The sequence below is a fragment of the Mesorhizobium sp. KACC 23794 genome (assembly GCF_052180275.1).
In the GTDB taxonomy this organism is placed as follows: domain Bacteria; phylum Pseudomonadota; class Alphaproteobacteria; order Rhizobiales; family Rhizobiaceae; genus Kumtagia.
Genome location: NZ_CP197465.1, coordinates 1,562,738 through 1,584,316, shown reverse-complemented (window position 1 = coordinate 1,584,316; position 21,579 = coordinate 1,562,738). Strand labels below are relative to the sequence as shown.

At 64.2% G+C, this 21,579-nt stretch carries 15 protein-coding genes and 1 tRNA gene; 7 read left to right on the top strand and 9 right to left on the bottom strand.

Annotation, left to right across the window (positions count from 1 at the left end):
- Positions 1-91: 91 nt before the first annotated feature.
- From ACSBOB_RS07900 to ACSBOB_RS07885, 4 genes are all read right to left on the bottom strand, one after another.
- A complete protein-coding gene (locus ACSBOB_RS07900; protein WP_442581890.1) occupies positions 92-2,188 on the bottom strand; it encodes a calcium-binding protein in 2,097 nt (698 codons plus the stop codon).
- Between the two features lie 367 nt (positions 2,189-2,555).
- A complete protein-coding gene (locus ACSBOB_RS07895) occupies positions 2,556-2,777 on the bottom strand; it encodes a type II toxin-antitoxin system HicB family antitoxin (protein WP_442581889.1) in 222 nt (73 codons plus the stop codon).
- On the bottom strand, positions 2,774-3,022 hold the full coding sequence (locus tag ACSBOB_RS07890; RefSeq protein ID WP_442581888.1) for a type II toxin-antitoxin system HicA family toxin: 249 nt from the start codon (positions 3,020-3,022) through the stop codon (positions 2,774-2,776). Before ACSBOB_RS07890 ends, ACSBOB_RS07895 begins: the two co-directional genes overlap by 4 nt.
- Before the next feature lie 67 nt (positions 3,023-3,089).
- Positions 3,090-4,724, bottom strand: coding sequence for an AMP-binding protein (locus ACSBOB_RS07885; RefSeq protein ID WP_442581887.1), 1,635 nt, complete (start codon positions 4,722-4,724; stop codon positions 3,090-3,092).
- 680 nt (positions 4,725-5,404) lie between these two features.
- Between ACSBOB_RS07885 and ACSBOB_RS07880 the strand changes: the two genes are divergently transcribed.
- On the top strand, positions 5,405-6,271 hold the full coding sequence (locus ACSBOB_RS07880) for a hypothetical protein (RefSeq protein ID WP_442581886.1): 867 nt from the start codon (positions 5,405-5,407) through the stop codon (positions 6,269-6,271).
- A gap of 95 nt (positions 6,272-6,366) precedes the next feature.
- On the opposite strand, the gene ACSBOB_RS07875 is transcribed toward ACSBOB_RS07880, so the two are convergent.
- The 3 genes from ACSBOB_RS07875 to ACSBOB_RS07865 all read right to left on the bottom strand — a co-directional run bounded on the left by ACSBOB_RS07875 (position 6,367) and on the right by ACSBOB_RS07865 (position 11,642).
- Complete coding sequence (locus ACSBOB_RS07875) at positions 6,367-7,674, bottom strand: DUF4910 domain-containing protein (protein WP_442581885.1); 1,308 nt, start codon at positions 7,672-7,674, stop codon at positions 6,367-6,369.
- The gene (locus ACSBOB_RS07870; RefSeq protein ID WP_442581884.1) at positions 7,671-9,149 is read right to left on the bottom strand and encodes an SDR family NAD(P)-dependent oxidoreductase; all 1,479 of its coding nucleotides are present in this window, start codon (positions 9,147-9,149) and stop codon (positions 7,671-7,673) included. Before ACSBOB_RS07870 ends, ACSBOB_RS07875 begins: the two co-directional genes overlap by 4 nt.
- A gap of 147 nt (positions 9,150-9,296) precedes the next feature.
- The gene (locus ACSBOB_RS07865; protein WP_442581883.1) at positions 9,297-11,642 is read right to left on the bottom strand and encodes an HAD-IIIC family phosphatase; all 2,346 of its coding nucleotides are present in this window, start codon (positions 11,640-11,642) and stop codon (positions 9,297-9,299) included.
- A 639-nt stretch (positions 11,643-12,281) separates the two neighbouring features.
- On the opposite strand from ACSBOB_RS07865, the gene ACSBOB_RS07860 reads away from it, so the two are divergent.
- A complete protein-coding gene (locus ACSBOB_RS07860) occupies positions 12,282-15,455 on the top strand; it encodes a hypothetical protein (RefSeq protein WP_442581882.1) in 3,174 nt (1,057 codons plus the stop codon).
- Positions 15,456-15,613: 158 nt separating this feature from the next.
- Positions 15,614-16,618 carry a hypothetical protein gene (locus ACSBOB_RS07855; protein ID WP_442581881.1) on the top strand — a complete coding sequence of 335 codons (1,005 nt, stop codon included), beginning with the start codon at positions 15,614-15,616 and terminating at the stop codon, positions 16,616-16,618.
- A gap of 14 nt (positions 16,619-16,632) precedes the next feature.
- Here ACSBOB_RS07855 and ACSBOB_RS07850 read toward each other — a convergent pair whose 3' ends face one another.
- Complete coding sequence (locus ACSBOB_RS07850) at positions 16,633-17,148, bottom strand: disulfide bond formation protein B (protein WP_442581880.1); 516 nt, start codon at positions 17,146-17,148, stop codon at positions 16,633-16,635.
- 23 nt (positions 17,149-17,171) lie between these two features.
- Entirely contained in the window at positions 17,172-17,759 is a 588-nt protein-coding gene (locus tag ACSBOB_RS07845; protein ID WP_442581879.1) for a YqaA family protein, read from the bottom strand.
- A gap of 358 nt (positions 17,760-18,117) precedes the next feature.
- Between ACSBOB_RS07845 and ACSBOB_RS07840 the strand changes: the two genes are divergently transcribed.
- The 4 genes from ACSBOB_RS07840 to ACSBOB_RS07825 all read left to right on the top strand — a co-directional run bounded on the left by ACSBOB_RS07840 (position 18,118) and on the right by ACSBOB_RS07825 (position 21,527).
- Positions 18,118-18,202 (top strand) — tRNA-Leu (locus ACSBOB_RS07840).
- A gap of 316 nt (positions 18,203-18,518) precedes the next feature.
- Positions 18,519-19,682, top strand: a complete 1,164-nt coding sequence (locus ACSBOB_RS07835) for an ROK family transcriptional regulator (protein ID WP_442581878.1) — start codon at positions 18,519-18,521, stop codon at positions 19,680-19,682.
- Positions 19,679-20,443 carry an ATP-binding cassette domain-containing protein gene (locus ACSBOB_RS07830; RefSeq protein ID WP_442581877.1) on the top strand — a complete coding sequence of 255 codons (765 nt, stop codon included), beginning with the start codon at positions 19,679-19,681 and terminating at the stop codon, positions 20,441-20,443. Before ACSBOB_RS07835 ends, ACSBOB_RS07830 begins: the two co-directional genes overlap by 4 nt.
- Positions 20,444-20,486: 43 nt before the next feature.
- Entirely contained in the window at positions 20,487-21,527 is a 1,041-nt protein-coding gene (locus ACSBOB_RS07825) for a sugar ABC transporter substrate-binding protein (RefSeq protein ID WP_442581876.1), read from the top strand.
- The last annotated feature ends 52 nt before the right edge of the window (positions 21,528-21,579 follow it).

The window sequence follows — 21,579 nt, the reverse complement described above, 5'->3', positions numbered from 1 at the left end:
CATGAATAGATTTATGCCGCAGGTCGTTTGCCTTGATCGTCGGCGCTCAAAATCAACGGCCGCTGGTACAAGGGGCAGCGATCATGACCACTCAAATCACCACGAAATCGGCGGCCGTAAGAGCCAGCCCCGGCGCCAGCGATGCGAACTTCACCGCGGTGAAGGCCGTGCCCGTGCCGTCCGCATCGTAAAACAACGAGCCGGTATTCGAGTTGTAGATGATGCGGTCATCCGCGTCTCTCGGCGCGATCGCATTGTCCTTGAACTGCGATGCCGGAAGGACGCCCGTCGTCAGCGCCGTGAAGATCGCGTCGTCGAGCCGGATCGTGTCGTCGGCAACCTTGAAATCGGTTATGGCGTCGACGTTGCCCGCGCCGAGTTGCGTTGAGAAGACGAAGAAATCCTTGCCCCCGAAGCCGGTCAGAATGTCTTTTCCACCCTTTCCGTCGAGAATGTTCGACCCGGCATTGCCCATGATCTGCTGGGCGATCTCGTTGCCGGCAAGATCGATGGCGGAGGTGCCCGTCGAGCCGTTGGTGGTCATCACCTCGACATGCACCCCGGCGCCGAGCGCATAGTCGACCGCCGACGCGACCCTGTCGGCGGAGCCTGCTGCGGCGCCCGACGCCTCGATGATGATGTCGCCGGAATTGTAGACGCGATAGACGTCGCTCCCGCCCAGGCCCCTCATCGTGTCGGCTTCGCCGGCGCCGCCGTCGCTCAATATGTTCCTGCCGGCATTGCCGACGATCAATTGCGCCAGTTCATTGCCGGTCAGGTTGATCGCCGATGTGCCGGCGGCGCTGCTGGTGGTCAGGATTTCGAAGTGGCCTTCCATGCCCGCGCGGGGCAGCACGTAGCTGACGCGGGCCATGACACGGTCGGCATCGCCCTCATCGATTATCTCACCGACGATGTCCGACGCAGAGGAGACTATATAGGTGTCGTTGCCGTCGCCGCCGTAAAGGCCGTCGAAATCGTAGGTGCCGCCGCCATTGCTGCCGCCGCCGTCGATCCGGTTGTCGCTGGAATCGCCATAGATGAACTGGCCGTAGGCGTTGCCGGTGAGATAGATTGGCTCCACGCTCGATCGGCCGCGGGCGACCAGCGTCTCGATATCGGCGGAAGAGCCGAGGGCGAAGGAACTCGTCGTGAAGACGGCGTCCTCGCCTTCGCCGATCCGCTCCGACACGATGTCGGACACGCTGTCGACGAAATACCAATCGTTGCCCTTGCCGCCCGCCAGCAAGTCGGCGCCGGCGCCGCCATCGAGCTGGTCCATGTCGTCGCCGCCGTGGAGCCTGTCGTTCCCCGAGCCGCCATAGAGGAAACCGGGGCCTCCTTCACCATAAACCGTCGCGCCGAACTTGCTGTTTCTGCCGTCGTAATAATCGAGGCCATATCCAAGTTTGATCGAACCGACGATTTCGCCGTCATTGACGATCTGGTCATCCCCGGAACCCAGTTGAATGGCGACGCTGCCAACGATGCGGCCGGTGCTGGTATTCGTGACGTAGGAGTCGCCGTCGCCGAGACGAATCGCCGTATCGCTAAGGTCGCCAGACATCGTCTCGATAAGTCCGGAATTGCGGACGGAGTGGGATGTCCCGACAAGGCCGATACCGTAGGTATTGCTTCCGACGACCGAGATCGTCCCCGAATTGTTGATGTCGGCCGACACGGCAAAGCCGACGATGCCGCCGCGCGGCGCTCCCAGGCCTTCGATCGTGTCGAGCGAATTTCCGCCGGCGCTGCTCAGGACTCCGGTGTTCGAGATCACGCCCCCGAACCAATGCAGCAGCACCGAGGTGACAAGGCTGTCGATCCTGCCGGTGTTGCTGATGGTCCCACCAAACCCGTCCGCGTCGATGCCGGTGGCGCCGCCGATCGCGCCGGCGTTCAGGATCGTGGACCCGTAGCCTCTTGCCAGAATGCCGACCGTGGCCTGTATCGATCCGCCGGAGGCAACCAGCACACTGTCGCCGCCGACGGGCTCGTTCCCTGCCTGCGGTTCGGACAGAACCAAACCCTTGTCTCCGGCGACGAAGCCATGGATGCTTATCGTGTTGTTTCCGTAGCCGAGCACCGCAATGTCGCTGGTAATGCTTCCCCGGCTCGTGACGACAATCTGGTCCCCCGCGTCGACAAGTTCAGTAGCGGAGAGATCTTCGGTAATGAAACGGGTCATCGAGGAGCCTTTGAACAGTGCGTCGACACAAGGATCTTGATGCTCATCCCTATGCGGCCCCAGATGTTGCGAATGGCTGAAGAAAACCCGGCAAGTTTAGCGCGGCTGGTTTTTGTGCCAATTGCTATTGTTTTGACGTCGGTGCCGCTCTTCACTGTCCTGCCCAGCGTCCTCCGAGGTGTTGATTCGCAAATATCAACACCACAATCCGGGGCAGCTTGGTATCGGCGATTCGCACATCCTGTTGGGATTCCGATATGATCTGTCGTGGCATGAAGCCGGTCAGTATCGGCTGCGCCCGTATGGCGGCCACCAACGCCACCGCGCGGATATTCATGCGCAGAGAGCCGTTCGCGGACGAAAGCCTCTATTCCGCGGCCGGAAGCGACTGCCTGAACCGCGCTGCCGGCAAAGCATGGCCCTGTGCCCGCGCCACGTCGAACCACGCAGCCATGGCTATGTTCAACTCCGAGATCGCCTCCTCCGGAGTAGCGCCATGGGCCGAACAGGACTTCAGGTCCGGCGCGTCGGCGATCCACGCATGGTCGGCGTCCGACCAGAAAACGACGATGGCGTAGTCCTCGATCATTCGGGGCCCAGCAAGTTGAATTCCTCGATCATATCGCGGAGCTGCCGAAGTTGGTAGCGCTTCGCTTCCTTTCCATCCGGCTGGATCGAGATCGGGCGGTTGGCATCGGGATGGACATTGATGTGATGGCTTCCCGCGACACGTTCAAGCGAAAACCCCAAACCGGTCAACACCTGCTCCAATTCCCGAAAAGACAATGGCGCGCCGCGCATCAACTTTTCGATGAGCTTCTTCAGTTTCGCCATGTCCGGTCTTCATCACCGCTAAGACAGGACCACCCGGCGACCAAGCAAGTCACGCTGGTTACTCCCCTCAATCCTCGATCTCGTGCCGCGCCCGATCCCGGAAAATCCGCCGGATCACCTTTCCCGTCGTCGTCAGCGGCATCGAGTCCACGAACGCCACCTCGCGCGGATATTCATGCGCCGAAAGCCGTTCGCGCACGAAACTTTTGATCTCGGCGGCCAGTTCGTCGCTCGGCGAAAACCCGTCGCGCAGCACCACATAGGCTTTCACGATCTCGGTGCGCAGCGGGTCGGGTTTTCCGACCGCCGCGGCCAGCGCGATCGCCGGGTGGCCCGTCAAACAATCCTCGATCTCGCCGGGGCCGATGCGGAAGCCGGCCGAAGTGATGACGTCGTCGTCGCGCCCGAAGAAGGAGACGTAGCCGTCCTGGTCGGCAATGCCCTGGTCGCCTGTGGTCATCCAGTCGCCGATGAATTTCTGGCGCGTCGCAACATCGTTCTGCCAGTAGCCCAAAAACATCACCGGGTCGGGCCGGCGCACCGCGATCTGGCCGATCTCGCCCGCCGGCATCTTGCGACCCTCGGCATCAATGATCGCCACCGCGTGGCCGGGCGACGGTTTGCCGATCGCCCCGCCCCGGCTGACGCCCAGCGCCGCGCAGGAGGACAGCACGATGTTGCATTCGGTCTGGCCGTAGAACTCGTTGACGGTCAGGCCGAGTTCTTCCTTCGCCCATTCATACGTCTCGCGGCCCAGCGCCTCGCCGGCCGAGCCCACCGTGCGCAGCTTCAGGTCGAAACGCCGGCGGATACCGGTCACCGACTTCATCATCCTCAGCGCCGTCGGCGGAATGAAGGCGTTGCGCACGCCCATCTTCTCCACCAGCCCGAGGGCGGCCTCCGGATCGAACTTTTCGAATTTCCCGAACGCCACCGGCACGCCGAAATAGAGCGAGGGGAGCAACAGGTTGAGCAGCCCGCCGGCCCAGGCCCAGTCGGCCGGCGTCCACGCGAGATCGCCCGGCTGCGGAAAGAACTCGTGGTGGAACTGCACGCCGGGCAGATGGCCGATCAGCACCCGGTGGCCATGCAAGGCGCCCTTCGGCGGCCCGGTCGTGCCGGATGTGAAAATCATCATCGACGGGTCGTCGGGCGTCGTCTCCACCGCTTCGAAGACCACCGCATGATCGGCCACCGCCTGATGGAAGCCGAGCGTGTCGCTATCCGCGCCATCCGTGGAAACCACCAGTTCCAGCCCCGGCAGCCGCGCGCGAACCCCCTTCAGCTTGGAAACGCCCCTGGCGTTGGTGACGACCGCCTTCACGCCCGCCGTCTGCAGCCGGTATTCCAGCGCCTCGACGCCGAACAGCAGCGCCAGCGGCACGGCGATGGCGCCAAGCTTGTAGATCGCGACATGGGCGATCGCCGTCTCGAAACTCTGCGGCATCAAGAGCGCCACCCGGTCGCCGCGTCCGATGCCTTGCCCGCGAAGCGCATTGGCCAGCGCATTGGACTGCCGGGACAGTTCGCCATAACTCATACGGACCGGCTCGCCCTCCGCCCTGTATTCCAGCAGCGCCGTCCGCTCCGGCTCGCTCGCCGCCCAGCGGTCCGAGACGGCGACGCCGATGTTGAACCGGTCGGGAACCGCCCAGCGGAAATTTCTGTAGAGCGCCTCGTAGCTGTCAGCCCGTTCCAGCATGCTCGTCCGGCCGCCACCTTGTTTTGCGCCGCAACAATCGGCGATGCGTGGATTACAGGACCGGGCGCGCGACGGTCAACTCGGCGCAATCCCGCGCCCGGCCTCCGGCCGTCGCCGGCGGACAATCCAGTCGGCGCGAAGACGCTACCCTCGCTGCGAAATCCGCGCGAAGCGAAATGTCCTAGCCTCAACCCCAAACGACCTGAAATGCAGCGCAAAACCGTGTTTTTGGCCCTTCCGTGAAGCCCAAACCGCAATTTTCGACCGGGCATCCGGCTATGCCTTTGAAATCCATCGATATTCCGGACTTCACGGGATTTTCCGCATGCCACCCTGGTCGGCCCGCTTGTGAAATCCTCGAACGCGATAGCCGTGAACGGGGAGAGGTGCCGCAATCTTCTCGCCAATCTCCAACGGTCCTGGTTTGCGAAAACGGTGAAGTCTGGCCCTCTCGCCCCGTTCTTACGGGGAGAGATGTCCGGCAGGCAGATGAGGGGCGGCGCCGACGGTCGAGCCAAAGCTCCCATGGCAAGACGCTGGAATTGCGCCGAAAATCTCGCCCGCCTGATCTCTCAAGCGTCGTCCTTGTCAGCATCCGTCAGGACTATTTCCCCGAGAAATTCCCCCACCCCTTCCAACCTGCGCGATAATTGCCGCGCCTGTGCTGGAAGGAGGCGGCGATGGACTGGACTGCGGCAGTCGACAAGAACCGGGAGGCGCTGAAGCGGGTGCTGGCCATGCTCGTCGCCATGGCCGGGTTTTGCGCCGGGGGACAGTTTGCTTTCTTTCGGCAGGAAGGCCGAAGCAGTTCAGAAGTCGCGCGGGCCGAAAAAAGCAGACTGTCCCCGGCGCTTACCCTTCCCCGAAACCTGCATCGCGCCATCGCAAAACTGCTGCGACCGGCCGAGGCGGCGGTGCGGCGGCTGATCATCGTGGCGGCGCGTGGGCTGGTGATAACCTTGCCGCCAGCGCGTCCGCGAAAACCCAAGCCGAAACCCATCGAGCCGCTTCTGCGCGGTTTTGGCATCGCCGTCACCCTGTCGCGGGACGAATTGCGGTGGGTAGCGGATGCCAGGCGCGCCGCCGAACGCCGCGCCGCCCGCCCGAAAAAGCTCAGCCTGCCGCTGTTCGATCCACTGCGGCCCTGGAGCGTCCGCCCGTGGCCAGTGGCAGCCGATGGCGCATCGTCAGGTACCGGCATGCCGTTCCGCCGCCTGCCTGCCGACGATCCGGTCGACGCGACGCGGATTTCCCTGCGCCTGCAAGCGCTGGCCGCCGCCCTCGACGACCTGCCGGGGCAGGCAAAACGGTTTGCCCGCTGGCGGGCGCGCAACGCGGCGGCGGCCGCGAAGGAAAAGCTGCGCCAGGAGGCGGGGATCGCGCCGTTCAGGCGAACCGGCACACCCGCGCGGTTCCAGCGCATATGGCCGCTGAAACCCGGCCGACCGCCCGGCTGGCGGCCAAAATCCACCCATGAGGTGCAGGACGTTCTGGAGGTCGTCCACGGGCTGGCGCAGTGGGCGATGGAGAAACCGAACACGTCCTGACGGCGGCCTGGACGTCACAGCGAAGCATCGATAGTCGTCCCCGGTAGCGGGCGCGCTCCGATAGGATCGGAGCCGCACGCCCGCCCTTTGCTCGATCAGTCCACGGTTTTCATCAGCCCGTGGCTGACCAGCTTCGAGGCGAACTCGAAAATGTCCCAGGCCGGCGCGCCGATCAGGTCGGCGATCTCCAGAAGGTCGCGCGTTCCGTCGGCATAGGCGATGAAATTCATCATCGAGCGCACGCCGGCGGCGCTGCCCTTGGTCGACATGGTCGGATAGAGGCCGCGCGGGCCGAGTTGCGGCTCGCCGAGCACGCCGATCTGGTAGCGGCGGTTGCCCTCGACACATTCGACGCAGCGCCTCAGCGCGTCGAGCCCGCCTTGCAAGCCGGTCGGCGTGACCAGCGTCAGATCATCGAGCGACGTGTGGTATTCAGGATAGCGGCCATATTTCGAGCGCATGACCGAGGCGACCGGCAAGTCGACGCCGGGCGAGCAATACTGGCGCTCGTCGCTGCCCCGGTCGAGATAACGGTAGCGGATGTAGTTCGGATCGATATGGCCGAGCACATGCTTCGCGGCCCGGTCCGCCAGCGTGTCGCCGTGCCTCGACGGCAGGTAGGAATAAACCCGCTCGTCGCCGATGCAGGTGACGTTGAAGCCGGCGATGATGCGCCGCTTCATCTCGGCGAGGTTGCGGCTGATATAGGCGATCGAGCCGATGGTTTCCGGCACGAAGACGATGCGGTAGCTGTAGCGCCGCGGCGCCGAGGCGATCCAGCGCGCCAGCCAGGTCGTGACCATCGGCCCCGACAGCTCGTTGTTGGCCATCGACGGGTGGCAGATATAGGTGGAGACGAAAATCTCCTCCTCGCTCTCGCCGGCGATTTTCGCCTCGCCGTAGATCAGCTCGCCGGGCGCCAGCGTGCTGTCGATCACCGCGCGGTACGAGCCCGGCTGCAGATTGGCGCGCTTGCTGTGCGGAATGCAGAACCCCCAGTAGCGGCGATAATAGGAGGTGACATAGGGGATCGCATCGGGTTGGTCGGGTATGGAATGCAGGTGCGGCTGCAAGTCCTCCAGCGACAGCACCGTGTCGACGGGCTCGGAATAGCCGACCACATGCAGATTGTTGTCGGCGAAATCGGCGATGACCTCGCCGGACGGCCCGATCAGTTTTGCCGAGCGGATGTTCCATTCGTCCGGGATTTTCCAGTCGAGCGCCGGCTCCCCCGACTTGATGGAGAAGGTCTCCAGGTTCGGGCAATAGCGCTTCAAGATGTCGAAGGTCTGCCGAACGCCGTCGCCGGTGATGCTCCGGCAGATCGGGAAAAGCTCGGTGGCGAGCGCATGCATCGCCAGTCCTTCCGCCGGGCCGATCGTCGCCGCTGCCATGTCGTTCATGTCCGCACCTGCCGCTTCTGCCTCAGCAATTCGATGAGTTGTTCCATCCGGTGCGTCGCCTCGATCTCGCCGGAGGTGAAGCGCACGCCGTATTCGCTCTCGATCGCCAAGAGAAGCTCGATGTGGCGCAGCGAATCCCAGCCTGGGGTGACGCCGAGCCCGCCGCCGCCGAGATCGTGGCTGGCCGGCAGCTTCAGCGCCCGCAGCACCGACTGCTTGAGCTGGGCATCCAGGCCGTCGCCGCCCGATGCAGTCGCAGCAGCCGCGCCATTGCCTTGCTGGACGGCAGCGGCCGGAGCGGCGGACTGGACCCGCGCCCCCGCCGGCACGAAGCCAAAGCGGCCGCGCGCCAGCCTGCCGGTTTCAACGATCATGTCACGCTCCACGGACTTGCGGTCGTCCAGCAGGTCGAGCAGGTGCGCCGCGAGTTCCGCCGGCAGAAGGGCCGGCGTATCCGGCCCGCGGAAGGCTTCCGAGAAAGCCGTGGCCACATATCCCGGAGCGATCGTGTGCCCGGTGACGCCATAGGCGCGGTTGGCGGCGTCGAGCGAGCGAAGGCTCTGCGTCGCCATCATCTTGGCGCCCGAATAGGTCTCCCATCCCGGCGGGAACGTCTCCACCGCGCTGGTGCCGATCAGTACGACGGCCCCGCTCTGCCGCGCCAGCATCGCCGGCAGCGCGGCGCGGACGACGGCGTCGAGCGCCGAGAAGGCGATGCCGACATGCGTCTCGACGGGCGATTCGACGGGGGCCGATGCGGTGTGCACCACGAGGCCGAGATCATCGCAGGCAGCAGCCGCATCGGTCAGCGCCGACCGGCCTTCCGCCGAAGCGAGATCGGCCGAAACAAAGCTGAATTTTGCCTTTTCCAGTTCCAGTATCGCGGTCAGCGCGTCGCGGCGCGCGGAGGGACCGCGATCCTGCAGCAGCAGCTTGTAGCCGCGCCGCGCTAGGGCGATGGCGATCGCCTGGCCGATCTCGCCGGACCCGCCGGTGACCAGCGCCGTCGCGTCGCTTTCGCGGCGGATCGGATAGAGCGGCTTGAACTCCCAGTCGGCGTAGCGCGCCTGGACACGCATCGAGGCGTCGAGCACCACGCTCGCGCCGTTCAGCGCCAGCACCCGCAGGGTCAGCACGCGGTGGCTCTGGTTGACGCTTTCGACCCGCGCCGAATAGCGGATCGGCTCGCCATAGTGCACCGGCTTCGCCGCCCGGATCTCATGGCCGAGATAGAGCGACGGCTCGCCCGGGAAAACCATGCCGGCAATCGTCGACAGCGGCGCCAGCGTCATGTGCAGCGGCACGATGGTCCGCTGGCCGTCGCCCTGGCTGGCCGCATAGGCGGCATCGTGATGGAACGGATTGCGGTCGCCGCTCAGGCGGGAGAATGCGTCGAATTCAGACTCGTCGAAGGTCTTGTCGAAAACGATATGGTCGCCGGTCTGGAACCGATCGAAGGCAACGGTCGATGTCACATGTACCTCTGGAAATGGTTGCTACGGAGGTTTCCCTGGAAACGCATTGCGCCCGGAAGTCTGGATACCATCGCCCGGCCGCGCCGCGCGAAGCTTTGCCCCTATGCCGGCGGCGCGGTCAATAGCCGCCCGGCGGCCGGACGCGCATCAGCGGCCGGATGTCATATGGTCGGCGATGGTGAGATAGGACGGCAGCGCGACGTCCGGGCCGCACTTGGCCACCCATTCGTCGGCCGATTCCTCGTAAACAAAGCCGGTGTCGCGGTACACGCCCCGCACCGGCGTGTTGCGTTCCGTCTCGATGATCGGCCCACGGAGTTCGCGCCAGCCGCGATGCGTTCCCCGCGTCATCGCCCAGCGGGTGATCGCGGTCTCCAGGCCGCGGCCGAGCACCCGGCAGGACATCAGGTAAAGGTCGATCAGGCCCGTGGCTTCCCTGTCGGGATGGTCCTTCACCACGATCAGGCCGATGTTCTCCTCGCCCGCATATTTGTCCTCGAGCGCGATGACGGCGACGTCGCCGCCCGCCGCGGCGATCGCGGTCAGGTCGGACGCCTCGTAGCGCCGCGTCGTGGTGTTGAACTGGTTGGTCTTCTTGCAGAGCTGCGCCGCGCGCGCGATGTTGGTGGCGTCGACCGGCCGCATGTGCAGGGTCATTCCAAGGCTCTGGTAGAAATCCTCGAGGCTGACGGCCGACTTCCGGCTCAGTTCGATCTTGGCGCGATTCTTGTAGCTTTCGACGCGCTTCAAATCCTCGGCCGTCACCGAAATCACGCCCAGCCATGGCGAGGACAGCAGCGCTTCGGCGTATTCGGCGGGGTCGGCGGGCAGGTCGAGAACCTTGACGCCCGGCACGTTGCGCTTGACGGCCTCCCGCTCGACCGGATTGTCGTCGATGAACAGCGCCGATTCCAGTCCGAGGCTCAGTTCCTCGCAGATCTCGCGAATGTTCTGGAATTTCGGGCTCCAGTTGATCCGGTGCGCGACGATGTCGGCACTGCGTATCTCCATGCCCGGATGCTCGTCGATCATCTTCAGCGCTAGGTCGGTGTCGTTCTTGCTGGCGATCGCCAGCGCGATGCCGCGGCGCGCCAGCGTGCGCAACGCGCGCTGGAAGGCGAGGAAGGCGTTGCCGGGATAGTCGCCGGCGATCTTGACGCCGTCGATGCCGTCCTCGCCGAGCACGCCGCCCCACATCGTGTTGTCGAGGTCGATCACCAGCACCCGCGCTGTCTTACCCATGGCGGCAAGCACGAGGCCCGTCACATGTTTCGCAAGCTGCTGCGAGAACGGCTCGGTGAACGGAAAGCGACCGAGATGCCAGAGGCGGTCGTCGGTGACCCTGCCGTTCGACAAGGCCGCCTGCTGCGCCATGTCGATCCAGGCGACCTGCTCGGCGCCCTGCAGAGCGCCTTCCAGCGCCTCGTTCATCGCCGCGAACAGCCGCGCCTGCGTGGTCGCACTCTCGCCGGTGGCGCGCAACGCCGCGAAGCGGGCGACGAAGATCCAGCCCCTCGCCTGCTGCCGGTAGCGCAGGATCGCGTCGGCATAATCAAGCACGCGGTCGCGAAGCATCGCCGCGTCGATCCCGTCGAGGGAGGTCGCTGCCGCCACGTCCTCCAGCCTGTCGGCGAAAAGCGTGTACTCGGCGCCGAAGCCGAACAGGCCGATGGAAGGATCGATGAGGGCCGGCTGCAACTGGCCATAGGGAACACTGAACGTCTCGATGCTGCGGTCAGCGACATGCGCGGCCAGTTCCGCCTCCAGCGCGGCGCGCAGGATCTCGACATTGGAGCTGCCCAGCACGGCGACCTTCAGCGGCGCCTGCTTCTCGCGGGCGCGGCGCGCCGAGAAGCGTTGGGCGACGGCAGGCCCGTTACCGACATGCGCATAGCCGTCGGCCTTGAGCTGCTCGTTGCAGACTGCCGCCATGTCCGTGATGTAGACCGCCTCGACAATGCCGCGCCACAGCGGCGCGGTCCGGATAGCGCCCCGGCGCCGCAGTTCCTTGACGGCGGGCGTGAAATCGTTGCGCGGGTCGGCTTCGAGATCCCGCACGTAGAACGGCGCGGAAACCTGCCCCGCTCCATCGCCGAAATCGGCCTGGCCGGTGAAGGTCTTCATGTAGCGGTACGGGACCTTGGCCAGTTCCTCGTAGCGATGGAAAGGCGTGCAATATTTCCAGTCGCATCCGAGCATGACGACGGTGGCCTGGCTCATCTCGAAGAACTCGAAGGTCGACCCGGGCCCGAACGTGGTTTCACCGGAGCAGGCCAGTATCTCCGCAGCACGGCGGCCGAAGACGACGAAGGAATAGATGGGATGCCGGGTGCGCTGTGCGCCGGGAATGCCGTCCAGCGCCCAGTCGGCAAGGATGCCGACCTCGGAGGCACTGTTGCGATGGTGGAATTCCTTGCCGCGGCAGAAGCTGAAGGTGAAGGCCGGGAACGCCAGCGTCCATCCTTCGCGCGCCAGCCGATCGAAAGCATACAACGCATCGAATCGGCTGAAACTGCCGCCGGCAAGCAGCGAAGACAGAGAATTGTGAACAACAGCGATGGAAGCTTCGCCCGGAAGCACCGATTTCAGGGCATGATACAGAGCGATTCGAGGGGCGGAACTCCCGATATCGGAAGCTTCGGAAGTTGCGATATTGCTGGAATCTACGGCTTCGAGTTGCATTGCAGACTTCATCCACTGGCTGACGGGCGCGAATATCATGCGATACGATAGGGCGCAACTTTGACGGGATTGCAAAAGACGCCTACAGAGTGCCCGGATTTCGAAAGCGCGACCGAAGGCCGGACTGTCGGCATGTAGGCGTCGGCGGACAAAATTCGAGCATATTTTGGCTCGTTAACATCCTCCTGTGGCGGGTCGGGCGACATGGGGGTACATATGCGGGACTGCAAGATCGATGGTTTGACGACGGCGGCGATGCAAGCGACATTGACGTCTGGGCCATGTCCTGTCGTGCTTGAAGAAGATCGGCATGGTCAAGCACACCGCTATTGAATCTGACAGCGGAGTTCGCCAATAGGAGAGCCTTGCAGGGCTCGCCGGCCGGGTGACGCAATTCTGGTCGATATCCCACGGCGGCCCCTCGGGACTTGACGGATACAACGGTACATCATGACACAGAGTTCGTTGGACAGGCCGAAGAAACCCAAGCGCACATGGCGACGCCGGCTGAGTCTTGGCCTCGACAATTCGCTCAGGGCCGTCGGGCTCTACGGGCCGGCCCTTACGGTTTATCGCGGCATTCGATCCTTGAATGAACAGGCCATCGATCGGCTGGCCGATCGCAGTTACAATCGTCCCAAGGTCGAAGGCGCGCTCCGCGCCTCGCTGGGCGTCCTCCCCTTTCCCAAGCTGCGGGAGCGCTACAATTCGGGCGTCGTCGGCCGGCACCTTCAGAACGCCATGGAATCGGACGACCTGCCAAGCATATTGGAGGCCATGGCCGCGCATGAAACATTGCGCCGCGCGGTGCCGGCGCGCATCGGCAAGAGGGTCTGCGATCTGCTTTCGTCCGACGAAGGGGTCATCGAGCTCATGGAGGCGTCGGGGAAGTCGCTAAAGCGATATCCGGACAGCCCCTTCCTGATCTATCTGCATACGCTGGCGCTGGCGAAGGCGGGCGACTTCCAGCTCGCTCACGACATTGTGACGGCTGCGATCACGCGTTGCCAGCAGGCCGCCGCCTCGGACGGTCTCGACAATGAGCTGTCAAGGCGCCACCAGCGGCTCACCAGCGTCTGGCGGGTCGTCGACTCGATTTCCCGCGACAACATGACCTGGGCCGACGGCTCCGGATATGACGACGGCGAAGGCGGCGAAGGAGAAAGTGCGGCGCTGCCGGACGGGGCGGAGGATGCCGCCGGCGGATCGCAGTCCGAGGATGTGGATTCGGATGCGGCCGTCTCGGAGGCTGCTGTCTCGGAGGCGTCGGTTTCCGAATCGCCTGCGGCCGCTTCGGCTGCGTCGAACGGCGACGACCATGTGCTGGTGTTTTCAGAACGGCTGATTCAAGGACGTCAGCACGACCGCTATCTCGACGTATGCAAGCGAAACTACGACGCGGCGGAAAACCTCGACGGCAAGTTCAAGGCGATCAAGGCCATGCTCCGGCAAGGCATTCGCCGCATTCCCAACTACCAGGCGGCATACGACCAGGCGCGGCGCTGTTTCGAGGATGCGCGCGTCGAATGGGCCGCGGTTGCCGACCGCAAGAATATAGGAAGCCAGATCGATCGTAACGGCGTGAAGACGCTGGCCATGGTGCGGCTTCTCGTCAGCGCCTTGCAGATCGCCCGGCAGCTCGACCTGGCCAAGGACATTGTGCTGCTGGAGAAGGCGCTGGTCTTCATAGCCGGCAAGCCCAAGGCCGTGCCGGCCCTGTGGACGATATGCGCGGCGCTGGTCGAAGGCGACGCGGCTGGATTCGAGCAGGTCACGACCAAGTTTATTCAGGAAGCCGCCCGCGACCCGGATCGCGACCACGAACTGCGCGACTATTTCCGCTGGGCCCTCGAAGCCCAGCGCTATGACCTCGCCCACAAGCTTTTCAGCCGGCTGCCGGACAAGAGCAAGCGCTTGAAGGCGATGCTGCAATATGTCCGCATCCTGCAGCGCGACGGCCAGTTCACACGCGCCGCCACCCTTGCGCGGCGCGTCCATGAAAGCATCCTGGCCCGGCCGCACACGGTCGACGCGATCGCCAGCTGGAACCTTCTGCGCAGGACCGGAGAGCTGACCTTCGCGGCCGAGACCGCAACCTGGTATTCGCGCATTCCCCAGCCGAAACATCCGGTCGGCGTGCTTTTCGTCGCGCCTCGCTCCATCGAGCAGATGCGCCGCTATCCGCTCGTCGTGCTGATGGAGATGAAGCGGAACGGCTGGGCGGTGATCCCGCTGGTCAGCGGCTCCCTGCCGCTGGAAAAGACCGGCATCGCCAGGATCGACAAGTTCCTGGGCTGCATAACCCAGGAAGGCCGCTTCGACCGGTCGGTCGAAGGCAAGCTGGCGCCGATCTCGGGATTCTGGTCCGACGTCTCGACCGGCCGGCTGCGGTGGAACAACATCAACCTGGACGACAACGTCAGGGAAGAAGGCGCCATCCATCGCCGGCGTCATACGATCGACTTCAGCTGCCCGTCCCTCGAGAAATTCCTTTCCCGGCTCGTCAGCTGGACGCAGCTGACGGCGACGGTGCTGGAAAACATCAATCGCGATGTCGTTTCCGGCGGCGTGCGCGTCGGCTTCATGGTGCTTCAGCAATCCAGACTGCCGGATGTCGTGGCCAGGTTCTATCTGGAAGAGTTCGGCGATCCGGAACGCTTTTTCTGCCTGCATTCCGCTAATGGCTACCAGAACTACTTCGTCAACTTCTCCTCGCCGGTCTCCACCCGTACCACGATCCGCAACATGACGCGCAGCCCGCAATTGCGGTCGGCGAGTTTTCCGGTTCCGAGCGACTTCGAGGAATTCTATAAGGCCAACAAGCATCGCGGCGTCGAGATGCTGCATTCGGTCCAGGATGTCGCCAGAACCCGTCGCTCGACCGGCGGCCAGGAGCGTCCGCCCGAGGCCACCGCCTGCATCGAAAGGATCAAGGCATGGCGCGACGGCGGCGGCAAGGTCGCCTGCGTCTTCGGCAAGGTGGTCTGCGATCTGGGCGCGCCGTTCGATGGCGGGCCGGCGCATGCCGACCTGCAGGATTTCCTCAACCATGCGATCGAGTCGGTCCGCGACAGCAACACGCTCCTGCTGATCAAGCCGCATCCGCACGAGACGCGCCACGAAGTCGGGGTGTTCCTGACCGAATACTTCGAAGACCTCATCAATGTCGAAATCCCGCCCAACGTCGTGATTCTCGGGCACCGCTGGTTCGACCTCTACGAGCTCGAGGGCCTGATCGACCTCGGCGTCATCTACAACGGCACCACGGCGGCGGAGCTCGGCCTGCTCGGCATCCCCAGCGTCGTCTGCAGCCATTTCGCCCCCGTCGACTATCCGGTCGGCCACGTTGCCGTGAAAAGCCGGACGCATTTCCGGCGCCTCCTGCGCTTCAGCCAGAAGGCGGCGGTCGCCAAGGATATGAAGGAACGCTCGGCCGCGTGGATCTACTACATGAGCGGCGACGGCATATCGGTCGACTACCGCTACCACTCAAGGCAGATCACCAACCGGGTCGTCTATCCGCCATGGTGGTTCCAGCAGGACATCGAGCGCTACTTCGCCGAGGGCGATCCGAACGTCGTCAAGCTCGCGGAAAGAATAATCGGCACGGATCGCGCTGCGTAAGGCTGCGCAGCGCGGCGCCGCCGGGGTTTTCGGGACCTGCGTTTCCCGCAAGCCTCATGGCGACCTTCAAGACCTTCGCCTGACCTCCCCAACAACACGCTCCGTTGCGTCGGTCGCAATTGATTGCTAGGTCTTCCTCGCAGTCTCGGGAGGACATCATGCTTGTCAGCGAATTTGTTTCAGGTGTCTCTGCGGAATTTACTTTGACCCGCAGCGGCAACCAGGTGACCGCCACGCTCTATTACGGACTTACGGGCTATTACGACGAGGATCTCGGATATTATCTGTGGGACGGTCAAATCTACGGCAACATCGGAATTTACGAGAACTATTTTTATCAGGGCAACGACAGGCCGATGGATCTGAGCTTCGTCGCGACGCTCGTCGACGCGACGCCGACGACCGGCACCTATTCGCTTAACGACTATATTGGCGGCGCCAGCGTCGACAGCGAATTCACGGTGACGATCTTCTCCACCGCCGGCAATTTCGTCGGCACCGAAAGGCCTGACTATGTCTTCGGTTCGGCCGCTGCAGATACGTTCCGTTCGATGGGCGGTGGCGACATCTTCGAGGGCGGAGCCGGCAACGACCTTTACCGCGTCTACAGCAGCGACGTGAAGATTTTCGAGGCCGCCGGCGAAGGCGACGACAGCGTCGCCAGCGGCGTATCCTACGTTCTCGCCGCCGGCGTCGAGGTGGAACACCTCACCACCAACGGCTCGATGGGCACCGCGGCGATCAACCTCACCGGCAACGAATTCGCCCAGGAACTGAGAGGCAATGCCGGCAAGAACGTGCTCGACGGCAAGGGCGGCAGCGATACGCTGAACGGCGGCAGCGGCATGGACTATTTCGTGTTCTCGTCGGCGCTCGGGCCGGACAATGTCGACACGATCGTCAACTATAGCGTGGCGGCGGACACGATCCGCCTGGAGAACGCGATCTTCACCGCGCTCACCACGACCGGCGTTCTGGCAGCGGCAGCCTTCAGGGACACCGCCACCGGACCGAAGGACGCCGACGACCGCATCGTCTACAATTCGACGACGGGTTATCTCTATTACGATGCCGACGGTTCGGGCAGCGCCTTCGGAAATGTCAAATTCGCCTTATTGGCGGGAGCCCCGACGCTCACCGCCGCGGAATTTGTCGTGATCTGACGAGCGGAGCCGCCTTACGCCTTCGCGGCCGCTCCGCGGAAAGCCAGGATCGCCAGCACGAAGCTGGCGATCGCGTTCCAGCCGGCCAGGGACAGGCCGAGGATGCGCAGCGCCGCCTTGTCACAGGACGGCGGCACGACCGAGTTCAGCGAATCGAGCACGCCATTGCCGCCGGTATCGGATGGAGCAACCACCATGCCGCAATCCGTCGGGCCGGGCCAGAAGCCCCATTCGACGCCAGAGTGGTAGACGCCGAGATAGAGCCCGTAGACCATCAGCAAGGCACCCGCCAGCAGCAGCCCTCGCGTGAAGACGGCAGGCAGCCGCAGGACCGCGGCGAGGAACGCGACCAGCATCAGCGGCGCGCCAACATAATAGGGAATGCGCTGCTCGTAGCAGAGCTTGCAGGGGATATACCCGCCGAGATGCTGGAAGCCGAGCGCCCCGCCGACCGTCGCCGCCATCGCGGCGGCAAGGAAAAGCGCGGTGATCGCGTGGATGCGCGTAGGCGAGGCAGGCTGGCTGGGCATGGCGGGAAAGTCCGTTCGGATGGTCAGAACACGTACCTGACCAGTATATAGAGCAGAATTAGGACAGCCGCAGCCGCTCCCGCGAGCAGCCCCAGGCGCTTCTCGACGAAGTGGCGGATCGATTCGCCATAGCGCCTGAGCAGCCAGGCGAGGATCAGGAAACGCGCGCCGCGCGCCACGATGGCCGAGACGATGAACCAGCCAAGCGGAAAACTGATGACGCCGGCCAGGATGGTGACGACCTTGATCGGCGGCAGATGCGCCAAGCCGGACGTGACCAGCATCAGCAGGATGAAACCCGTGCCGGTGGAAACGCGCAGCGCCTCGAACTCGTCGTACTTGCCGTAGAATTCCAGCACCGGCCGCGCTACGGCCTCGAACGCATAGTGGCCAAGGAACCAACCGGCGATACCACCGAGCACCGACGCCGCGGTCGCTACCAGCGCGTAACGATACGCCCGATCCGGCCGCGACAGCGCCATCGGCAGATAGAGCACGTCGGCCGGCACCAGGAACACCGAACTCTCGACGAAGGCGATGACCGCCAGCCACCATTCCGCCGACTTGCGGGCAGCAAGCGACATGGTCCAGTCGTAGAGCTTTCGAAGCATCAGCCGTTCCGTCGTTGGTCCGATCCGATGCGTATCCGCTCTTTTGGAGCTATGCCGGCCGGAAAATCGCACCACCCATAGCCTGCAATTCCTCTAAAAAGAATTGCGCGCGCCCGGCTGCGCCCGAAAGCCGCTGCACCTGGCCCGGCCGAGCAGAGCCGCGAACGACGATCCCTCGGGCCAAGGCAGCCTGCAATCGGCGCGCCCGCGCCCGCAGCGCACGATTTTCCCTTCGACCTCCCCTGCGATCGCTTCGCTTTACGCAACGTCGATTGCCAACTCGCCGCCGCGCAAGCTGTTGACGAGACCATGCTTCACCGTATAGTCCGCTCCCATCCACGCCCGCTCGCGGGCCGGAGCCCCTGTGGTGGAACTGGTAGACGCGCCGGACTCAAAATCCGGTTCCGAAAGGAGTGTCGGTTCGATCCCGACCGGGGGCACCACCAATCTCCACGATCATTTGTCCGGGACGTTCGTTTCAGGCGCCGCTTGCGAGACCACGCTGGCCGCGCGTCAATCGCCGGACCGGTCGATCAGACCACGATGAAACCGGCTGCCGTCAGCCCTGGCGAACCGGTGACGGAGCTCTTGCGCGGCCGATGTGAAATTGAGGAACAGCCAGCGCGTTCGGCAGACGGGATCACGCACCTTCCGTCCTCCTCGCGACCGCATGGCCGGATTGGCCCCTATGCTTTCTGAAAACCATTTGACCAAATAATTTTCCGGTGCGAAGCTTCTTGTGCTGGAGGGCATGGGGACGTGGCACTCAGGGGCACAAACCAGGAATTCGGGCGGCCGTATAACCGGCGCATCGTGCTGGAATCGATCCGCCTGCATGCGCCGACCACACGCGGCGAGATCGCCAAGCGCGTCGGTCTCACCGTCCAGACCGTTTCCACCATCGTCCGCGAACTGGAGGAGCAGAGCTACGTCCTCTCCGCCCGCGAGGAACCGAAAGGGCGCGGCGTGCCGCCCTCCACCCTGCGCATCAACCCTGACGGCGGCTACGCGGTCGGCATCCACCTGACGCCGCTCGGCGTCAGCGCAGCCCTCATCAACCTCAGCGGCGACGTGGTCGAGAATCTGCATCGCGACGCGCCGGCTCCGGCGCCGGACCAGGCCTTCGATCTGATCGGCACCTTGGTGCGCGACCTGACCCGGCTGCGGCCCGGCGGCCGCATGCTCGGCGTCGGCATGGCGCTGCCCGGTCCGTTCGGTGTCGAATCGATGAGTTTCGTCGGCCCGACAACGATGGCCGGCTGGAAGGATGTGGCGCTGAGGGAGCGGCTGGCGGAGGCGACCGGCCTGCCGGCATTCCTGGAAACCGACATGGCGGCGGCCGCCCTCGGCGAGCAACTCTACGGGCTGGGCACCGAGTTCTCGGAATATTATTATCTCTATTTCGGCGTTGGCCTCGGCGGCGTCATGATCCATGACGGCGCGGTGCTGCGCGGCGCCTGGGGCAATGCCGGCGAGATCGGTCATATCCCCGTCGTGGCGGACGGCGAGCCCTGCCCATGCGGCAATCGGGGTTGCCTAGAGCGTTATCTGTCGCTGGAGGCGCTTGGCCGCCACAGTGGCGGCGAGGCGGCCTGGGCAGGCGAGATCGCACCGATCTTCCGCAACGCGGTGACCACCATCGAAAACCTGTTCGATCCACAGACCGTTGTGATCGGCGGGCTGGCGCCGGCCTCGCTGCTGGCAAGACTGGCGGCGGCCGCCAAAACCCTGCCCGATTCGGTGTCGGCGCGCCGCGACCGGCGCGCCCCGCGCGTCACCGTGGCGCGTGGCGGCGAGCAATCGGTGCTGCGCGGTGCGGCGGCGCTCGCCGTATCCGGCGTGCTGTCGCCGCGCTTCGGCCAGATGTTCGCGGCACGCGAAGACGGGCGGGAAGCGGCGGACGGCAAGGAGTTGGCGGCATGACCGAACCGCTGCTGGTACTTGAGGACATCCGCAAGAATTACGGCGCGATCGAAGCGCTGAAGGGTATCTCCTTCTCGATCGGCAAGGGCGAGGTCGTCGCACTGCTGGGCGACAACGGCGCCGGCAAATCGACGCTGGTGAAAATCATCGCCGGCGGGCTGGAGCCGAGTTCCGGCCGCATGCTGTTCGAAGGCAAGGAGTTCCTGGCAAAGTCTCCCGCCGAGGCCAAGGATGCCGGCATCGAGACCGTCTACCAGGACCTGTCGCTTTGTACCAATGTCGACGTCGTCGCCAACTTCTTCATGGGCCGCGAGATGACGCGTAAGGTGCTCGGCGTACCGGTGCTCGATGAAGGCGCGATGGAGCGCGAGGTGGCGAAAGCGCTTTCCAATGCCGGCACCCGCATTCCGTCGCTCAGGACCAAGGTCGAGCACCTTTCGGGCGGCCAGCGCCAAGCCATCGAACTCAACCGTTTTGTCCATTGGGGCGGCAAGCTGGTGCTGCTCGACGAGCCCTTCGCAGCACTTGGCGTCGAGCAGACGCGGCGCGGCCTCGACATGATCCGCCAGGTGGCGCGGCAAGGTATCGGCGTCGTCATCATCACCCACATCATGCAGCAGGCCTTCCAGGTCGCCGACCGGATCGTGGTGATCCGCCAGGGCGTCGTGGCCGGCGATGTCGCACGCAGCAAAACCAGCCCCGATGCGGTGATCAATATGATCACCGGAGAAGCGCTTGCCGGTGCCGGACCGGCAGGCTGACGGGGCAACAAGAGGGGTCCGGCTCAAAAAAGGAGCGAGAGAAATGAAGCGAATATTACTTGCCGCATTCGGCGTCGTGGCATTGGCGATCGCCATGCTGACGCCGGCCTTCGCGCAGTCGAAGGGCACGGTCTACTACCTCGTGCCGACGCTGCTCGACGAATTCCAGACCGGCTCGGTGAGCGCGCTGGAAATGTTCCTGAAGCAGACCGGCTATGAGATGAAGACGCTCAACGCCGACAACAAGACCGACGCGCAGCAGAGCCAGATGAACGACGTCATCGCGCTGAAGCCTGCGGCGATCATCCTTGCGGCCGTCGACTTCAACGCGCTGAAACCCTCGATCGAGGCGGCGATGGCGGCGGGCATACCGGTGGTCGAGTTCGACCGCCAGATCACCTCGACGCCGTCGGCCTTCACCTCGGTGGCCGGAACGGTCGAGATCGGCTACGTCGCCGCCGACAGCGCGGAAAAGCTGCTGACGGCCAAGAACGGCTCGGTCAAAGGCAAGATCCTGCAGGTGCTGGGCGACCCCGGCGATCCCTACACGCTCGACATCCAGAAAGGCTTTGAAGAGAAGATGAAGGCGTTTCCGGACGTCACCATCGTCTCGCTGCCCGCCATGCAGTGGGAGGCAAGCAATGCCGGCACCATCGTCGCCGATCAGCTCGTCGCCAATCCCGACATCGACCTGATCTTCAGCCACGCCGCGCATCTTTCGGTGGCCGCCGTCGCCTCGCTGGAATCGGCCGGCAAGAAACCCGGCGACATCATGATGATGAGTTCGAACGGCGCGCCGGTCGGCCTGGACCTGATCCGAAAGGGCTGGCTCAATGTCGAGGTCGAGCAGCCGCTCTACGCGCAGGCGGCGGCGGTCGCCATGTTCATGGACAAGATCGTCAACAAGCAGGAGATCAAGCCCGGCGAATATGACGTGCTGCATCTCAAGTCGACGGTGACCAACGAAGCCTGGGGGCCGAATATCAAGATCCCGGGTGCGGCGATCGACAAGTCGAACGTCGACAACCCTGCCTTCTGGGGCAACATGAAGCCGCCGACGGATACAGTGATGTCGGTCGAATAGACGTCAGACTTTGATCGATACCTTCGCTAGCCCCCTCCACCGCCTACGGCGG

Coding starts and splice junctions, on each gene's coding strand:
- ACSBOB_RS07900 (WP_442581890.1), bottom strand. CDS start 2,188: ATGACCCGTTTCATTACCGAAGATCTCTCCGCTACTGAACTTGTCGAC.
- ACSBOB_RS07880 (WP_442581886.1), top strand. CDS start 5,405: ATGGACTGGACTGCGGCAGTCGACAAGAACCGGGAGGCGCTGAAGCGG.
- ACSBOB_RS07890 (WP_442581888.1), bottom strand. CDS start 3,022: ATGGCGAAACTGAAGAAGCTCATCGAAAAGTTGATGCGCGGCGCGCCA.
- ACSBOB_RS07825 (WP_442581876.1), top strand. CDS start 20,487: ATGAAGCGAATATTACTTGCCGCATTCGGCGTCGTGGCATTGGCGATC.
- ACSBOB_RS07845 (WP_442581879.1), bottom strand. CDS start 17,759: ATGCTTCGAAAGCTCTACGACTGGACCATGTCGCTTGCTGCCCGCAAG.
- ACSBOB_RS07855 (WP_442581881.1), top strand. CDS start 15,614: ATGCTTGTCAGCGAATTTGTTTCAGGTGTCTCTGCGGAATTTACTTTG.
- ACSBOB_RS07895 (WP_442581889.1), bottom strand. CDS start 2,777: ATGATCGAGGACTACGCCATCGTCGTTTTCTGGTCGGACGCCGACCAT.
- ACSBOB_RS07860 (WP_442581882.1), top strand. CDS start 12,282: ATGACACAGAGTTCGTTGGACAGGCCGAAGAAACCCAAGCGCACATGG.
- ACSBOB_RS07850 (WP_442581880.1), bottom strand. CDS start 17,148: ATGCCCAGCCAGCCTGCCTCGCCTACGCGCATCCACGCGATCACCGCG.
- ACSBOB_RS07885 (WP_442581887.1), bottom strand. CDS start 4,724: ATGCTGGAACGGGCTGACAGCTACGAGGCGCTCTACAGAAATTTCCGC.
- ACSBOB_RS07830 (WP_442581877.1), top strand. CDS start 19,679: ATGACCGAACCGCTGCTGGTACTTGAGGACATCCGCAAGAATTACGGC.
- ACSBOB_RS07875 (WP_442581885.1), bottom strand. CDS start 7,674: ATGAACGACATGGCAGCGGCGACGATCGGCCCGGCGGAAGGACTGGCG.